19 protein-coding genes are annotated in these 14549 nt (G+C 40.0%); 1 reads left to right on the top strand and 18 read right to left on the bottom strand.

Features of this window, described 5'->3' with window-relative positions; translation table 11 throughout:
* Positions 1-67: 67 nt before the first annotated feature.
* The 15 genes from GCU45_RS22025 to GCU45_RS21955 form a co-directional block, all read right to left on the bottom strand.
* On the bottom strand, positions 68-661 hold the full coding sequence (locus GCU45_RS22025; protein ID WP_152400539.1) for a YdeI/OmpD-associated family protein: 594 nt from the start codon (positions 659-661) through the stop codon (positions 68-70).
* 105 nt (positions 662-766) lie between these two features.
* Positions 767-1255, bottom strand: coding sequence for an NUDIX domain-containing protein (locus GCU45_RS22020; RefSeq protein ID WP_152400537.1), 489 nt, complete (start codon positions 1253-1255; stop codon positions 767-769).
* 406 nt (positions 1256-1661) lie between these two features.
* Positions 1662-3203 carry a hypothetical protein gene (locus GCU45_RS22015; RefSeq protein WP_152400535.1) on the bottom strand — a complete coding sequence of 514 codons (1542 nt, stop codon included), beginning with the start codon at positions 3201-3203 and terminating at the stop codon, positions 1662-1664.
* An 83-nt stretch (positions 3204-3286) separates the two neighbouring features.
* Complete coding sequence (locus GCU45_RS22010; RefSeq protein WP_152400532.1) at positions 3287-3871, bottom strand: NUDIX hydrolase; 585 nt, start codon at positions 3869-3871, stop codon at positions 3287-3289.
* Between the two features lie 332 nt (positions 3872-4203).
* A complete protein-coding gene (locus GCU45_RS22005) occupies positions 4204-4752 on the bottom strand; it encodes a GNAT family N-acetyltransferase (protein ID WP_152400530.1) in 549 nt (182 codons plus the stop codon).
* A 33-nt stretch (positions 4753-4785) separates the two neighbouring features.
* Positions 4786-5163 (bottom strand): VOC family protein, encoded by a 378-nt coding sequence (locus GCU45_RS22000; protein ID WP_244364210.1) that lies wholly within the window; start codon positions 5161-5163, stop codon positions 4786-4788.
* Between the two features lie 13 nt (positions 5164-5176).
* On the bottom strand, positions 5177-5671 hold the full coding sequence (locus GCU45_RS21995) for a DinB family protein (RefSeq protein WP_152400528.1): 495 nt from the start codon (positions 5669-5671) through the stop codon (positions 5177-5179).
* Between the two features lie 29 nt (positions 5672-5700).
* A complete protein-coding gene (locus GCU45_RS21990) occupies positions 5701-6669 on the bottom strand; it encodes a WD40/YVTN/BNR-like repeat-containing protein (RefSeq protein WP_152400526.1) in 969 nt (322 codons plus the stop codon).
* A 329-nt stretch (positions 6670-6998) separates the two neighbouring features.
* Positions 6999-7454: a GNAT family N-acetyltransferase gene (locus GCU45_RS21985; protein WP_152400525.1), complete on the bottom strand. Its 456-nt coding sequence runs from the start codon at positions 7452-7454 to the stop codon at positions 6999-7001.
* Between the two features lie 21 nt (positions 7455-7475).
* Entirely contained in the window at positions 7476-8120 is a 645-nt protein-coding gene (locus GCU45_RS21980) for a hypothetical protein (protein ID WP_244364208.1), read from the bottom strand.
* A 207-nt stretch (positions 8121-8327) separates the two neighbouring features.
* Positions 8328-8906 (bottom strand): histidine phosphatase family protein, encoded by a 579-nt coding sequence (locus GCU45_RS21975; RefSeq protein ID WP_152400523.1) that lies wholly within the window; start codon positions 8904-8906, stop codon positions 8328-8330.
* A gap of 82 nt (positions 8907-8988) precedes the next feature.
* Entirely contained in the window at positions 8989-9546 is a 558-nt protein-coding gene (locus GCU45_RS21970) for a GNAT family N-acetyltransferase (RefSeq protein WP_152400521.1), read from the bottom strand.
* An 82-nt stretch (positions 9547-9628) separates the two neighbouring features.
* Positions 9629-10132, bottom strand: coding sequence for a 2,4'-dihydroxyacetophenone dioxygenase family protein (locus GCU45_RS21965; protein ID WP_152400519.1), 504 nt, complete (start codon positions 10130-10132; stop codon positions 9629-9631).
* 45 nt (positions 10133-10177) lie between these two features.
* Complete coding sequence (locus GCU45_RS21960; protein ID WP_152400517.1) at positions 10178-10633, bottom strand: NUDIX hydrolase; 456 nt, start codon at positions 10631-10633, stop codon at positions 10178-10180.
* Positions 10634-10707: 74 nt separating this feature from the next.
* Complete coding sequence (locus GCU45_RS21955; RefSeq protein WP_244364206.1) at positions 10708-11586, bottom strand: alpha/beta fold hydrolase; 879 nt, start codon at positions 11584-11586, stop codon at positions 10708-10710.
* Between the two features lie 369 nt (positions 11587-11955).
* Between GCU45_RS21955 and GCU45_RS21950 the strand changes: the two genes are divergently transcribed.
* Positions 11956-12420 (top strand): AraC family transcriptional regulator, encoded by a 465-nt coding sequence (locus GCU45_RS21950; RefSeq protein ID WP_152400515.1) that lies wholly within the window; start codon positions 11956-11958, stop codon positions 12418-12420.
* Positions 12421-12444: 24 nt separating this feature from the next.
* On the opposite strand, the gene GCU45_RS21945 is transcribed toward GCU45_RS21950, so the two are convergent.
* The 3 genes from GCU45_RS21945 to GCU45_RS21935 all read right to left on the bottom strand — a co-directional run bounded on the left by GCU45_RS21945 (position 12445) and on the right by GCU45_RS21935 (position 14321).
* Entirely contained in the window at positions 12445-12939 is a 495-nt protein-coding gene (locus GCU45_RS21945; RefSeq protein ID WP_152400513.1) for an NUDIX domain-containing protein, read from the bottom strand.
* Between the two features lie 236 nt (positions 12940-13175).
* Complete coding sequence (locus GCU45_RS21940; RefSeq protein WP_152400511.1) at positions 13176-13616, bottom strand: pentapeptide repeat-containing protein; 441 nt, start codon at positions 13614-13616, stop codon at positions 13176-13178.
* 285 nt (positions 13617-13901) lie between these two features.
* Positions 13902-14321 carry a GNAT family N-acetyltransferase gene (locus tag GCU45_RS21935; protein WP_152400509.1) on the bottom strand — a complete coding sequence of 140 codons (420 nt, stop codon included), beginning with the start codon at positions 14319-14321 and terminating at the stop codon, positions 13902-13904.
* Between the last annotated feature and the right edge of the window lie 228 nt (positions 14322-14549).

The raw sequence follows: 14549 nt of genomic DNA, 5'->3' as shown, positions 1-14549 counted from the left end.
TGCTGCATTTTCCAGATGTAAAATCCGTCTTAAAAACTGAATTTGGCTATGCCCTGCGCAGCGGATTTTACCGATCGTTTAATCCCTTCCCATCGAGGATTTGCTGTGTACATTTTTCGACCCGGGACTCCCGGGTTTTGGATTGCTTGGGCGCGGAAAAATAATACACGTACGCTCTTTGCCGCCCCGGCGTCAGTGCTTCAAAAGCAGCTTTCAAGGCAGGGTTTTCATCTAGTTTAATTTGAAACTCTTCGGGAATATCGAGGTGTGTCTCTTTGATGATATCCTCTTTCACACCGGATTGTTCGACCTCAATGGCTTCCGCAATATAAGCTCTCAAGATGGGTTCCAGCTCGACGATTTCTTGGGTATCATTAAACCGGATCTGGCGCCCTACTTTCGTATTCTCACCGGTTTTAACCAGAATACCATGGGGATCTTGTAACATGTAACCTTTGAAAAACAGAAGCGCCAAGTAGGCTTTAAATCCTTGGATGATCACGATATTTCGCCCCTGTGACGAGTAACAAGGTTTGCCCCACTTCAATTCTTCGGTAAGCCCACAGTCAAGAAGGATCTCTCTCAATTTCTCCGTTTCTTCAAGCCACATCGTGGCTCTGCCTACAAATGCATCTACTTTGGGGTTCATTTTATTTTCCATAGTTATGCTCGTTCCTTTTCTCGCAGCGGTATTGGTATATATTCATATTTGTTTACAGAAAGCTGGTGTCTGATACAGGGGGAGAAAGTCTACCATAAATGAATCTTACAATGGGTTTGGTAGATAGTAATGATAAGTTCTATAATTGTTGTTTGTCCTGATTGTATTCCCAGCATATAAACCATTCTTGGTTTCCCACGCTGTCGTAATGATGCTCTTACTCAACTCAATAATCTCATTTGAGCTTTTCACATCTTCAATGTGCCAATATTTCATGTCAGCTATTTCTGCTTCATCTTTTATCATGGATCCTGAGACAAGTTTCATTTCAAAAACAATGTACAAACTCGCTTGTATTTCATCATTTCGTTCTAGTGTTCCGGAGCGGAGACATACGACTCGACCTGATTTGGTTACTAAACCCGTTTCTTCTTTAAACTCTCTTTCAGCAGCTTCTTCAATGGATTCTCCTTGTTCAGCGAAGCCACCTGGAATCATCCACATTCCTCGATTAGCACCATAATCAACCTTTACCAGCAGAACGGAATGATTGTTAAATAAAATACCACCCGCTGAAATAGAGAAATGATTCATATACACCCTCCTGAAGGATCATTTGACTGTGAATTTACCATATAGAGGAAGATGTATACCAATACCTAAAACAAATGAAGATGATCGTTCTGTCCTATAAGTATATTCAATTTGCTTGATTTCTCATATAGCGTTCCCAAGAGATAGACGCGATGCGTTTTCAGGGTTGTCTTTTATGAGATCCTCTCAAAAACAGTCCCCTCATCTTTTCGATTAGCATACCAATCCTTTTCGGTTATCAGTAAACCAGTGACATTCGTTTGATTTGTAATAAATCTTACAGTTACGCAGATATCATCCAGATAAAATTGATCAGTGTCTTTCGGCCTCAACCTTTTGTTCCCAAAGATCCACAGTTCATCGTTGATGAGTTCTACTGAAATCTTGAGATCTGAATGGTCTTCGACTATCTCAGATAGCCTTTTTGTTTCCAATACTCAATGGCAAATGTTTCCGCCTCGTAGGGAGCTCTCCCTTCAAGCAAGCTCCGATTGAGCGAAAGCAGCGTTCTCTCGGCCATACGAAAGAGCCAGCAGGCGGTCTTCAGCTTGTCCGGATCCCAGAGGGGAAAAGCTTTATGTTCATACCCATTTTCAGCCTGGTAAAGGATATGGACGCATTCCGTTCCATCCGCATCTTTTTCAAGTACAAAATGGTAGATATCCATCTCCTCTCCTTTTTCTCTTGCGACAAGAAAGCAGGGCGACTTTTCCTCTCCATCGCGCACCACGCCAGGCTGCCGAAACGCAGTGTATATGCTGCCGCTCCAGAATCCGCTTTTATCATCGTCATAAAAGTCATCATACGGTTCAGCAAGAGGCAAAGAAAGGAGCGCTCTGATTCGTTCCGGACGGATGAATCGGCGATAGTATTCAAACACGGACACTTGCGTAAGCAATGTGCGCCAACCGTTTTGCAGAAGAAGTTGAGTAGGGTTCGGAGAATGATCGTCCAGCGTATGCCATTCTGTATCTTCCCCTTCAATGTAGCGCCACCTGATGTTCAGGCTCAAATCCTGTTTTTTCGAACGCCGGACCCATCTGCTTAGTCGTCGATCCTCCTGCTCAGTCTCTTTTATATCAATGATGACAGCCAAAGAATCTTGCTGCAAATAAACCGCCCGATATGGCGATGGCGCCTGCGAACGAATAACACGATAAAAATCGTCCTGCAACCAAAACTCATATTTCAGGTTTCCGTTTGCGTTAACTTCGGACGACATCAAGATCGAGTCTGTCAGCCGACACAGGTTCACGATGCTGATTTCAGCATTTTCAAACAGGAAAGGGATGTCGATTTTGCTTGCGGCAGTGACTTTATCTGGCACAATGGCCGAACGTCCTTTTTCGAAATGTTCCAGCATTCTCTCCCTGTACAGCATGACTTCTTCATCGGTCTGGATCAGGCAGTCCTGCATAAACACCTCTTGAAGCAAGTCTTCGTCAAGGTCATACCCGTTCCCGAATTCGTCCCACTCGCTGATTCGAAGCTTAAAATTCTTCTCACCATGAATCGATACATGATACTCTTCGGTGTCCATGAAAAGAAGGGCAGCAGCATTTCCTGCTACCGTCAAATCACCGTGATTATAATCCCCCCAGAACAACTCCGACACCTGCAAATTGCCTGTCACATAAATCTCCTGACCACCAACCACCATATTTCTCACTTGGAGATCGCCTAATACGATAAGTCCCGTCGCACCATCGGTGTCCTCATTATAAATATAGGAATCAACGACGAGATTGCCGTACACCAGTACGATAAAGACAGATTCCTCACCGAAAGGCTTATCCAGATTCAAGCTATCGAGCCGAATATCTCCCTCGAGTAATATGACGGATTCGTTTTCGAATTCGCCGTCGTTTCGTTCATTGCGAACATAGGCCCAACTGTCCACTGGCAGCAAATGTTTGATTTGTGAAAAAGGCAGGATTTTATAATTCATGATTCTACTCCCTAACGGATTAAGTTTTTGATTTCAACATCATAGGAAGATCATATGTTCCATAGCCCAAGTAAGGATCGGCGTCAGTCGGGCTGCAGCGCGAAAACCATGTTATCTGATGTATGACCTTTTCTGAACTGCTCACGAAAATACCAATCATGTATCTTTTCTTTATCTGTCATTTGATCCATGTCCTTGTTCAATTCAATCAATATATCATGTGTCCATTTGTCATTTTCATAAAAACAACGGTGTTCATAGCAGTTTGCGTCGTCTATAAAACGATGTATGCTTTTCGGAATGATATCCGCGACCCCATTATTTTCCGGGTGCATAATCCACTTCAAGCTCTTCCAGTCCAGGATTCCTTCTGGTGTCTTTATGGGAGTCTCATAGATGAAATCGGACGGTAACTCAGCGAAATAAGCATACATCCCGCCGGTTAACTCACCATCTACAATCCAAGTTACAATACCCTTAAAATCAATGGAATCTAGGGCAATCCCTGTCTCTTCCTCGATCTCTCTTAGTGCAGACTCTCTTGGCGATTCGTTCTCTTCGATTTTTCCGCCCACGCCATTCCACCTTCCCATCCAACTCGGCTTTTCCCGGTTAAGGAGCAGGATTTGATCGTTTTGTTTAAGGAAGCAAATGTTGTATTTAAACATGGATAACCGCCTTTCAGATAACGTATTAAGAGAATTCGCAAACCAGGGCTTAAGCACGCAAATTGAGACGCCATTATGTGATGAAATTGCCATTTTTGTTTATCTTTCAATCCAACTTTCTGTTCCTAAAATTAATTCACACTTTGATACATTTTTTTTCATTATGTTATTATATAAGTAATAAAGACCAAGTGCAGCAACACTTGGTCAGTACAATTGACTTGGATGGTTTATTCCCTTCTAAGTCGAATATGAACAAAACCCACCTTCTGCCTCAACCTTTGGGTGGTTTTTTACTTTCTCTTGTTGTTATTATTGATGTATGTCTTCTGCTAACTTACTTGATAATCTTTCTTAAGCAATGCAAATATGGCAGTATCAACAAACTGATTTCTCCAATAAAAATGTTCCTTTAATATCCCTTCTTCGCTAAATCCGGCTTTCTCAAGCACCTTCCTTGAATTCACATTCCCCGGTTCAACGAATGCTTCGATTCGGTTTAATCCAAATTCGCGAAACCCGAACTCAATCACCTTCTGAATGGCCTCGGTCATAAAGCCCTTACCCCAGTAATCTGGTGTCAGTTCATATCCAATTTCGGCTTTAAAGTGATGTTTCATCCAACCATGATATCCACATGTGCCAATGACACGGTTTTCAGATTTTAAAGTAATCCCCCAGCGAATGCCTAGATTTTTCTCAAATCTTTGCTGCCACCTATCAATTAATTCCTCGGCTTGTTGTACATTCGTAAAGCTCTCCACATCATAAAATTTTGTTACTTCATCCAGGGAGAAATAATGAAAAAGGTCGCCTGAATCCTCTGGTGTAATCTGTCTTAGAACCAATCTTTCCGTTTCTAATATGGGAAATGGGGTCATCCCGTCTTCTCCCTTCAGTTTGAGTAACGTAACTTATCCCCCGAACGCAATTCTATACCCATCAATGTCTTGAATCGTAAATTCACTAAAAAAATCATTCAAATCCGGACCTTGCACAATAGGGATTCCTTTATCCTTGATCTCTTCCAGCAATTTCCGAACATCAGTATAACAAAAAGCGTCAAAATAGAGTCCGCCCTTAACTGAAGAAGAGGGTCTTACATCTTCCGGAGTAGCTGCCTGATGAAGAATAAAGGTTACTTTATCTCTTGTCATATGTACATGTTGGACAACCGGACCGCCGACTAGTTCATAACTGAAACCCAGCTTCTTGTAAAAATCGATTGATTTTTCAATATCCCTCACAAGTAAGACCATAGATGGTCCGGAAAATGCAGCCTGATTCATCATCGAATACCTCCACTTATAAATTGGGATTGTTAATATCGAATAATCCTCTGCCAATCAAATTTGCTGTAACAGGCTTCTTTCCGATCTCTCTTGCCCATATAGACAACTGACCGATGTGGTGGATTTCGTGGGCGATCAGATGCCGCATGACTTCGCCGTATGTATGGGCTTCTCGTTCCCCTTCGTCCGTAATATCGATCATAATACGGTCTTCCAGGCTGTCGTTCCAATCATAGACAAATGGAGCAAGCTCCTCGTGGCAGCGTGCAGAAAAATCTTTGATCTGCTGCACACTGGCCACTTTCTCAAACGGAGGGATTTCAACTGCTTTTTCCTGGATTCCGCCGCATATCCAGCCATACTCGACCGCCACAATGTGATGCAGCGTGGGAAGGAAGTAGCCTAACCCGCCGGTGCGTTTTTTCAGCAGCTCTTCTTCACTCACCGTATCGCACCAGTCTAACCAATCTTTACGAACCTGCCAGTTATACTCGAATAGTTTCAGCATGCGGTGGCCTCCTTATTATCTATAAGTACCTAGAAATCATTTATATCAATTAACATGATAGGGGCAGACGGTACAGGTGAACTACCATCCCAACCCAATAATCCTACTGCAATTAACTTATTATTACCTTTTACAATATCATGCAAGTTTTTATCGGGTGGCAAACTTTTTAGTAACCATTCATTTCCATTACTAGAATATAGGAGTCCAGAATTCCCCGCAAAGAAAAACTGATCATCAATAATATTCCCTTTAAATCCGAGTCCCCGAACCTTAGCAACAGGCTTCCAGTTTTGACCATTACCGGATGACCAAATCATGGATCCATTATCATCGAGACCTCCTAAAGCTATAAATTTGCCTTTACTATACGCAACTGATGTTAAATACCCCATGCCACTTTTAAATGGAATGTCATTACTTACCCATGTTTGCCCGTCATCTGATGAGGCAACAGAATATGGACCTACCGCAACAAATTTATTGTTGCCAAAACATACACTCCAAAAAGTTGTCCAATATAAATTGTTTCTATCGTGTTCCCATGTTATCCCATCAATAGAGCTAAATACTCCAACTGAGCCTACCGCAATGAATGTACCATTCCCATATGCAACACTAAAAAGATTGTTATCCTTGCCGATGTCCGTTTCGGTCCATGTTAATCCGTTTATAGAAGAATATATTTTGTCGTTACCTACTGCAACAAATCGTCCATTTGCAAAAGTTACATCATTTATAATTCCAATAGATTCATTTTCAGTATATACCCAGTCGCGTCCATTTGGAGAATAAGCCACTATTCCTTCGCCCACAGCAACAAACATATCATTACCATGTGCAATTGAATTAAATGCTCGGTTTATACTTGATAGTTCCAGCCACTCTCCCTTTAGCTCATTAGCAGGTTCTATATATTCTAAGTTATTAATTAAATATTTTCCCATAAGAAAAAATGCAAAAATAGCAATCAGGAATATAAAAAGAGACTTCTTCAAGGACTCACCTTTAATAAATTTATTTTAAATTATTATCATTTTTCCGGAAATTTCACATCACATTCCAGTATTAAACGATTAAATAGTTCTTATCCTAGATCTAACTAAAGCCACCCAGCGTGAATTCAATGTTATACTTTTTTGCGCTTTCCCTTAAGTTTGTCACATAACTCTACTTTTCCTTCAAATCATACATTGTGAAGGGGAGTCCGCAGTAGGGGTATATAGACTGTTGGTGTTATGCCCTAAATATAGGGAGAACCGAATTCTCCCTTTAGGATGTGTGACTATCCCCTTCTCGAATTAAAATTCACAAGGGCTTTTAGCTGTTATGCTTTTATAGTAAATGTAAACTGATAAACACTGGATATTTCTCCACCAAGTTTTTTATAAAATTCAACCGCGTGTTGATCAATAGCATCTGCTTGAACAAAAATTTCATTGATTTGCTTTGATTTACAATACTCGACTAATTCCTTGACCAGACAGCTTCCTATTCCCTTACGTTGGTTATTTTCTTCTACCGCTATGTCATATAAATACAAACTGGAACCCATTCGATCATACATGGGCAGCTCATATCCGGTTAATCCGCCAATAACCTCGTTACCTTTTATTCCAACGATACAAATAAATAAAGGATTTGATAAAAGCTCCGCAATATTAACATGATTGACGAAGTCCGTATTAGGTGATTCAAACTCCTCATTGAACAGCAATACTAAATCAAAAAAAATCGATTCATCACCTACTTGCAGCTTCCTATATGTAACATTTTTATCCATGTTAACCTCCAACTCATTGAGTTATCTTAATGGATATTTCAGTTCGATGTCTTGCCATGTTAATTCATCAATAAATATATAGTTATGATCAGCACCTATAATGCAAAGAATTTTCTTACCCTGGCTAGAATTGACGGTATTTCTTACACGCTCTATCATGATTTGATTCCGGATCTTCCATCGAAAATCAAACGATCTTGGGTTCAATTGTTCCAGCCACTCGTATTTCGCTCTTGTGATGGTATCAAATTCTAATGAATTAAAGGGAATCCTTCCAAATGATTGCGTGGCCATTTGTTTGTCAAACCACTCATCATCCATTCGCATGATGTTCTCCCTTACTCCCTCAGGAAGCTCGGCAAAGGGATCGAAGTTATTCCATACATCGAGTTCAAACCAATCGATCGGAACGAACTTGATCTTGTTATTTTCGCATAAAGGGAAGATCAGCTCCCAGTACTCACTTGCCGGCTCTCCCCAATATCCCCTCTCGCTCTTATTTTTACAATATTTGTCCCAAGCATTAGGATGAACTTCGCCACAAATGATGTCTGGATTGAACTCTTCAATAATTTCTTTATACAGATCGAGCGAACAGTTATATTTCTGTCTTAGCTCTTCATTATGTATTGTTCCTAGAACACCAACAACAGTCAGTGTATTCACCTCATTTCATTGTTTTCGTGTTACGCCTTCACCGTCGTCTGCAATGCGTTTGGAAAACCTGCCTTTGCCCTGGTGCAGCTCGTCCGATCCGATACATGCAGGCCTGCTCATTTCCGATCTGAAACGAATGCAGAGTTTGCCGTTGTATTGTAAAAAGGAGTGTCTCATTAGTCATTGATTCATGAACTTGAGCACTCCCTTGTTGCCTCAAAATGGGTCTTTCCACAACCTATCGGCTCCTCTAAACATGCCTTCGTCAAACTCCATCTTGTAAATATCCGGCTTTGAAGTTCCTAATAAAAATTCCAAGTTGTATTGTGGATCAAAATACTCCATCATTAACGTCATGACCAACCCATGGGTTCCGACTACAACCTTATGTCCATTATATTGGTTTAAGATGTCTTTAAAAATCGCGATTACCCGCCTTTGGCAATTGCGAAGGGACTCTCCTCCCGGTAGCGAAAAATCCGGCTCAGGAAACATCCTCCTTACCGTTGGCATCAAATCCTGCTCAGGTACAATTTGGTCTTCGTCTAAAAAGACCAGTTCTTTCAGATCTTCATAAACGATGATCTCTTTGCCTTGAGAACGTGCTAAATCTTCAATCGTTAACATCGCTCTGCTATACGGGCTTGAAACAAACGTATCGATTCCCTCATTCATCAATACTTCAGTAATCCGAATCGCATCCAACTTTCCCTTGTCAGTCAACCCACGTGTTCTTTCGCTTCCTTCGAGCTTAGGTGATTCGCCATGCCTCACCATATCAATATAGGTTTTCATAAACACTCCCCTGGAGCAATTCCTTAATGGGTCTGCTCTTTACTCTAGCGATCACATACGGCCCATCCGCATGAATAAGGTGTTATTTAATTTCTTCGCTTTTTCGAAATTCGTTCTCTAAAATACTCATTGTAATGGAGTCATGATACTCATGGTTATAATAGAGAACCTCTCGCTGGATTCCTTCTTGTATAAATCCTAACTTTTCATATGCTTTTATGGCTCTTGCATTATATGAGAACACGTTCAGTTCAATTCTATGTAGATTCAGCACCCCAAAGCCATAATTCAGTAATAATTTTAGAGCCTCCGTTCCAAATCCCTTGCTAAAATCCGCTTGATTAAATAAGGCTATCCGTATATTGGAATTGCGATTTACATAATCTATATCCTGTAATGCAACTTCTCCGATAATACGGTCTTCCTCTTTAAGAACGATCAATAAATGAATACGATCCGATTCATTCTGTATTTCTTCAATATAATTTTCGATCATCTGTTTTGAAAATATTCTTTGGGTTCCCGTCAGTCTCCTTACTTCTTCGTTCAACATGTTCGGGTAATACGTATCGGAATCTTCACTTACAAGCGGCCGAAGGTAAAGCCTGTCACTTTCCAATGCTCTGTTTAATTGCTGCATAGTAATTCCCCTCCTGTTATCTTTATAAAACGTATCCCCAGCTTCATTTGAAGTTGGTTCATTGTCTTAAGCACCTTAACTCCTAATAAACAAGATCTTCACGCACTTCGATTCCATTCTCATCACAATAATCTCTATATTTTTTGAGTACTGTAAAAATATCGTCTTGACCAATAAATACATTATCATGATCGAAATACTGCAAGGATCCACCCAGAATGAATAAAGTAATAACTTCCTCATCTTCAGTAATAAGCGTATGAATATCCCCAGGCGGTTCAAAAATAAAGGTTCCTGGTTTCGCCATCCAATTGCGTCCTTCATATCTCCATTGTCCCTGAATGTTGTATCCTATGACAGATCCTCCAGTGTGCCGGTGGCGTGTCAGCACTTGATTACTCTTTATCTTAAAGAGGTATATCCAGGTGCCGGTGGCAAGGTCAAATCGAAGAGGTTTAAAATAACAATTTGCTTCTTTCCCTTCATCAAAAGGAACCCAAGGTAAATCTTCAATATCAAAGACCCTTTCGGGTAATTGGAGATCCTCAGCTAATTTTACTACAGCATCTTTAATCAATGGATTCATGGTATAGGTCTCCTTTTATGATAACGGTTTGAATCACAGCAAGAATTATCTGCTGTTGCTTTCTTGATCGAGATGACCCGCCAATATACCTGCTCTTCTGATGATTTCAATTCGTTCTCCTCTTCCTTCGATGTTCATTATCATGTCTATCGCCGTTTCAAAATTTGTTATGATGTAGCCTGTCTTTTCAAATCCTTCAGGTATACTCACGAATTTATTAACTTGAGTTAGAAAATATACGGTATACGAATTGGTTTCCTTCCAAAACCAGCTGGCAAACGGTATTCTTATCTCAGCTAGTTCTATTCCTGCTTCTTCTAAAGCTTCCCGCTCTAAACCCTCTTGTATGGATTCATTCTCTTCGAGTCTTCCACCAATGGTAGTAAGTACTTTCTCTTCCCGATCCCAAACCATCATAAGATTGCCGTTATCAAAAACGGGTACACAGTGAACTCCAGCAATTGGGAAATCTGTCGGAAGTTCACTCATCAATTTTAGCATTTTAAATCCCCCTGGATCCATTACTGTCGATTTGGGTCAATGTGTCTCAACATCTTCAAATATACTAATGATCTTTATGCCAAAAATTTAATAATCTCTTTGTTAATTACATCAGCTTGCTCATGGTTAATTGCATGTCCTGCATTGTTAATGATTTTGTAATTTAGTTTGTTATCTTCTAATCTCTTTATTGCTTTTGGATAATTGGTTAACCTGTCATATTGACCAATCAGAAACACGACTTTGTCTTTCAGAACTGATAATTCTGTATCCGCATTAATTTCAATCTTGTGCTGCGTCATGGATTTATTGTTAAAATGCTTCAACAAATAATACCAGTGCTTCATCAACACATCGTTATCTTCAAATGTCGAGAAATTGGTTCCGCTCAGTTTTCGCAATAGTTTTTTGCAATTACGTTCAGATGGAAATAATGCCTCAGGAAAAAACGCTGCCATCATCTTTGTAATGACCTCAAATTGGCTGGAAGGAATTCTACCTGCTAAACAAACGGCCTTGTTGACGTTCATTGGTCTTTTCATCGTATAGTGGTAAGCCAAGTAAGCACCATATGACACTCCGCAGATGTTTACAGCATGTATTTGTAAGTTACTTAAAATGTCATCAATCCAAGTGGCTTGGTTGAAGCTTTTATAATAATGAGTATTGGGTTCGCTTTTCCCTGAACCACCTATCGCATCAACAGCAATGATATAGAATTTCTCTGACAGCACTTTGACGTTATAAATCCACATCATGGCTGAATTATCGGCTGTTCCATGGAAAAGCAACAAAGGCGGACTTTGCGGATCACCCGCAGTAATGACATGGGTTAGACCGTACGTAGTATCTACGTCTCTTTCTTCATATTTCGTTCCCCATGAATCCAGTAATAAGTCATACGAATCATAAATCAGTTGTTTACCTAATGGATGCTTATATCTTTCCATCATGCAACCCCCTTACACAAATGATTGTGCGGCAATTTCCGATAAGTTTTGTGGATTTACGACGAACGCCCACCTTAGATAGCTTTATCTCAGGTAGGCGTCTGTGATGATGAGCGATTTCACTGCGCTTCTCTGCTGCCCATCTAAGGCAAACGATCGTAGCGTGAATCTTATGTTAGGCGAAGTCATTGACTCTTTGATCTGCGATCTTATTGCGCATACCTTCAATACCTTCACTATATTCGATTGATTGCCTGATTTTCCTCCCGCTTGCGCTTAAACCTGATGGGTACTCGAAAAAACTAATGAATATATTTTTATATCATGTTAGCATGCGTTGTGTATCCAATATCATCCAGGGAGGAATGAATCATGGTTATAAAATTTGAAATGATGCCAAAAACCCGCATTGCTTTTGTGCGCCAAGTAGGTCCGTACGGTCCTCAGAACATCCAAGCAATGGAAGCGTTAAAGAAATGGGCTGCAGAAAAAAGTTTACTTAACGAATCATCCATACTGCTTGGAATTGCCCAAGATAATCCGGAAACTACGTCTCCCGAGAACTGTCGTTATGATGCTTGTATTGTTATTCCCGACGATTATCGGATAGAAGACACGGATAATAACATTTTCGAAACTAAACTCGCTGGCGGTAATTATGTTACCTATAAGGTGAAGCATACAGCCGAGGATATTCAAAAAGCGTGGGCTGATATTTTTCCTGCGTTAAATAGTAGTGGATATCAAATAGACAACAAACCCATATTCGAAAGATACATTGGTGATATGTTGTATAACCATTATTGCGAGATCTGTATACCTGTAAAAGCGTTATAATCCAGAATCCTTTTGATGTTGTGATTAGCTTTCATAAGTCGTATTTCTATACGGATCTAAGATCTGATCGTTGAAGTATTCTTTTAAAAAGTCATTTGTTGTTATAGGGAATTGATATGCGATTGATAATTGGTCTGGCTCGGATACAGATTGTTTTATACTTTCAATGGGTATCCACTCTGTTCCAATTTGTCCAACATCAGCCTGTGAGCTGATAAAAGTATCAGTCGCTTTGATCCTGCATTCATAAATAAACTCTACTGCATGTACTTCCTTCATGATAAAAGAGTACTCATGATTTTTGGATATGTATTCTCTAATACAAATAAACCTGTGTTCTGCGACCTCAATTCCTAGTTCTTCTAAGCATTCACGTTGTAATGTCTTCTCTAGGGTTTCGCCGATCTCCTGTGCCCCTCCTGGCAAAGCATAATAAACTCCTACTTCAGGACGTTCCTTCTTAATTGCGAGTAAACGTCCGTCTTGAATAATCAGTGCCCGGACAGTATTTCTAATCATCTATGACACCTCAATAAATTATTATGTATATGCATTTCTTTTACCTAAGGCTCTCGTATTCACGACGTCGATCTCCCTTTGATTGCTCCTATCTTAGGGAGATCGATGTTTCCACCTGATTCAGCTCCCCTGCTCATCTCCCCGGGAGAAGCAAAGATCAGCGTAGCCGATCCGCAGCGTGAATACTATGTTATCTGTGTGCCAGTGCCGTCTTCGAGTTACTCACAAAAAGTTTATCATTTGTTCTTAAGCAGCTCTTCTATCAATATCCCGTTGATCTTTAAGCCGGTAATGTCACAATTATTTATCTCCATATTGCTCAAATTACAATTATGAAACACTATAGGCTTGTAATCTCCGTTTGGATCATAATTTCTGTCACCTTCCTGAGGCAAAACAATATTTACAAACTCAGTCCCGAATAGATGTACATGATCTACCTTCATATGGCTCATATTTGCATGCTGAACTGAAGTCGCGGATAGGTTAGCATTTCTAATATCAACTTCACTAGCATTAACGTCATTTAAGATCATTCCACTCATATTTGCATTATTAATCTTAGACTTTGATAAATTAACATTATCAAAGTCTAAACCCTCCGCATTAACTTCTTTGAACTTAGATCCTGAAATATCTTTCATCTCCAATTCCATCTTTGTAACTTCCAATCCCATGCTCATTCTCCTTTTCAATTTAGGTTTGTATGTGAATTTCAATGATGTTTAATAGTGGATCATACTTGTTTCATATAACGTCTCCCGAAATGAACGACGCGACCCGGCCTTAGATAACTCCTATCTTAGGCCGGGTCGTGTGTTGTCTGAACCATCTTCCATAATTATACATCTGACAAACAAAAGGCGTAAGCCCCGAAATGTGATGTAATGGGCCCGCTTCTTCGAATAAAGACAAGACGTCGGCCCGCTAAACGATCTTTTTACTGAAGACCTCTATTTTTATTATTCATATACTAAAACCCAATACTTCTCTCCGGGTTTTCCTTCTTCAACAACCTTTTTCCATCCACTTCTCTCATAGAAACCTAATGCTTTATGATTTTCAGATACACACTTTAATTTTACGGGCTTACCCATTTTTTCTATAGCATGGTTAACTAATTGAGTACCAACCCCTTTACCGCTAAAATCGGGGTGTACAAATAAATTATGAATAAAGTTCTCAGGTAAATATAAAGATGCGAAACCAAGGATTCGCGAATTTTCTTCAGCTAATAGTATATATTCCTCAGTTGTATCTCTATCAAAATCATCTAAATTCATTTCTTCTGCATTTGCCCAGTGAAAGCTCTTGCGACGCGATTCAAGATATATTTGTCTTAACTCAGGGTAGTCTATTATACTTGCTTCTCTGATAATTATAAGATCAATCTCCTATCTACAAAAAATTATGAGTTATATAAACATAATAAAGGAAATGGTTAAACCCCTTCAAGCAACAGAATGTCGCGAATGAAATATACACATGGAAGATCTTTGGGGTGAATAAGAGCGAGTTGGCCGGCAGCAGAGCGGGTAGTCGGTGCAGGGTTGTCTGTTGAGCTGCTCCCTTGAAGTTGAGCATTTTCTGCAAACGATATATGTTCTAAA

The sequence above is a fragment of the Paenibacillus cellulositrophicus genome, from assembly GCF_009363095.1.
GTDB classification, from domain to species: domain Bacteria; phylum Bacillota; class Bacilli; order Paenibacillales; family Paenibacillaceae; genus Paenibacillus_AQ; species Paenibacillus_AQ favisporus.
This window is presented reverse-complemented; position numbering and strand designations above follow the sequence as displayed.

Coding starts and splice junctions, on each gene's coding strand:
- GCU45_RS22025 (WP_152400539.1), bottom strand. CDS start 661: ATGGAAAATAAAATGAACCCCAAAGTAGATGCATTTGTAGGCAGAGCC.
- GCU45_RS22020 (WP_152400537.1), bottom strand. CDS start 1,255: ATGAATCATTTCTCTATTTCAGCGGGTGGTATTTTATTTAACAATCAT.
- GCU45_RS22015 (WP_152400535.1), bottom strand. CDS start 3,203: ATGAATTATAAAATCCTGCCTTTTTCACAAATCAAACATTTGCTGCCA.
- GCU45_RS22010 (WP_152400532.1), bottom strand. CDS start 3,871: ATGTTTAAATACAACATTTGCTTCCTTAAACAAAACGATCAAATCCTG.
- GCU45_RS22005 (WP_152400530.1), bottom strand. CDS start 4,752: ATGACCCCATTTCCCATATTAGAAACGGAAAGATTGGTTCTAAGACAG.
- GCU45_RS22000 (WP_244364210.1), bottom strand. CDS start 5,163: ATGATGAATCAGGCTGCATTTTCCGGACCATCTATGGTCTTACTTGTG.
- GCU45_RS21995 (WP_152400528.1), bottom strand. CDS start 5,671: ATGCTGAAACTATTCGAGTATAACTGGCAGGTTCGTAAAGATTGGTTA.
- GCU45_RS21985 (WP_152400525.1), bottom strand. CDS start 7,454: ATGGATAAAAATGTTACATATAGGAAGCTGCAAGTAGGTGATGAATCG.
- GCU45_RS21975 (WP_152400523.1), bottom strand. CDS start 8,906: ATGAAAACCTATATTGATATGGTGAGGCATGGCGAATCACCTAAGCTC.
- GCU45_RS21970 (WP_152400521.1), bottom strand. CDS start 9,546: ATGCAGCAATTAAACAGAGCATTGGAAAGTGACAGGCTTTACCTTCGG.
- GCU45_RS21965 (WP_152400519.1), bottom strand. CDS start 10,132: ATGAATCCATTGATTAAAGATGCTGTAGTAAAATTAGCTGAGGATCTC.
- GCU45_RS21960 (WP_152400517.1), bottom strand. CDS start 10,633: ATGCTAAAATTGATGAGTGAACTTCCGACAGATTTCCCAATTGCTGGA.
- GCU45_RS21955 (WP_244364206.1), bottom strand. CDS start 11,586: ATGATGGAAAGATATAAGCATCCATTAGGTAAACAACTGATTTATGAT.
- GCU45_RS21950 (WP_152400515.1), top strand. CDS start 11,956: ATGGTTATAAAATTTGAAATGATGCCAAAAACCCGCATTGCTTTTGTG.
- GCU45_RS21945 (WP_152400513.1), bottom strand. CDS start 12,939: ATGATTAGAAATACTGTCCGGGCACTGATTATTCAAGACGGACGTTTA.
- GCU45_RS21940 (WP_152400511.1), bottom strand. CDS start 13,616: ATGGGATTGGAAGTTACAAAGATGGAATTGGAGATGAAAGATATTTCA.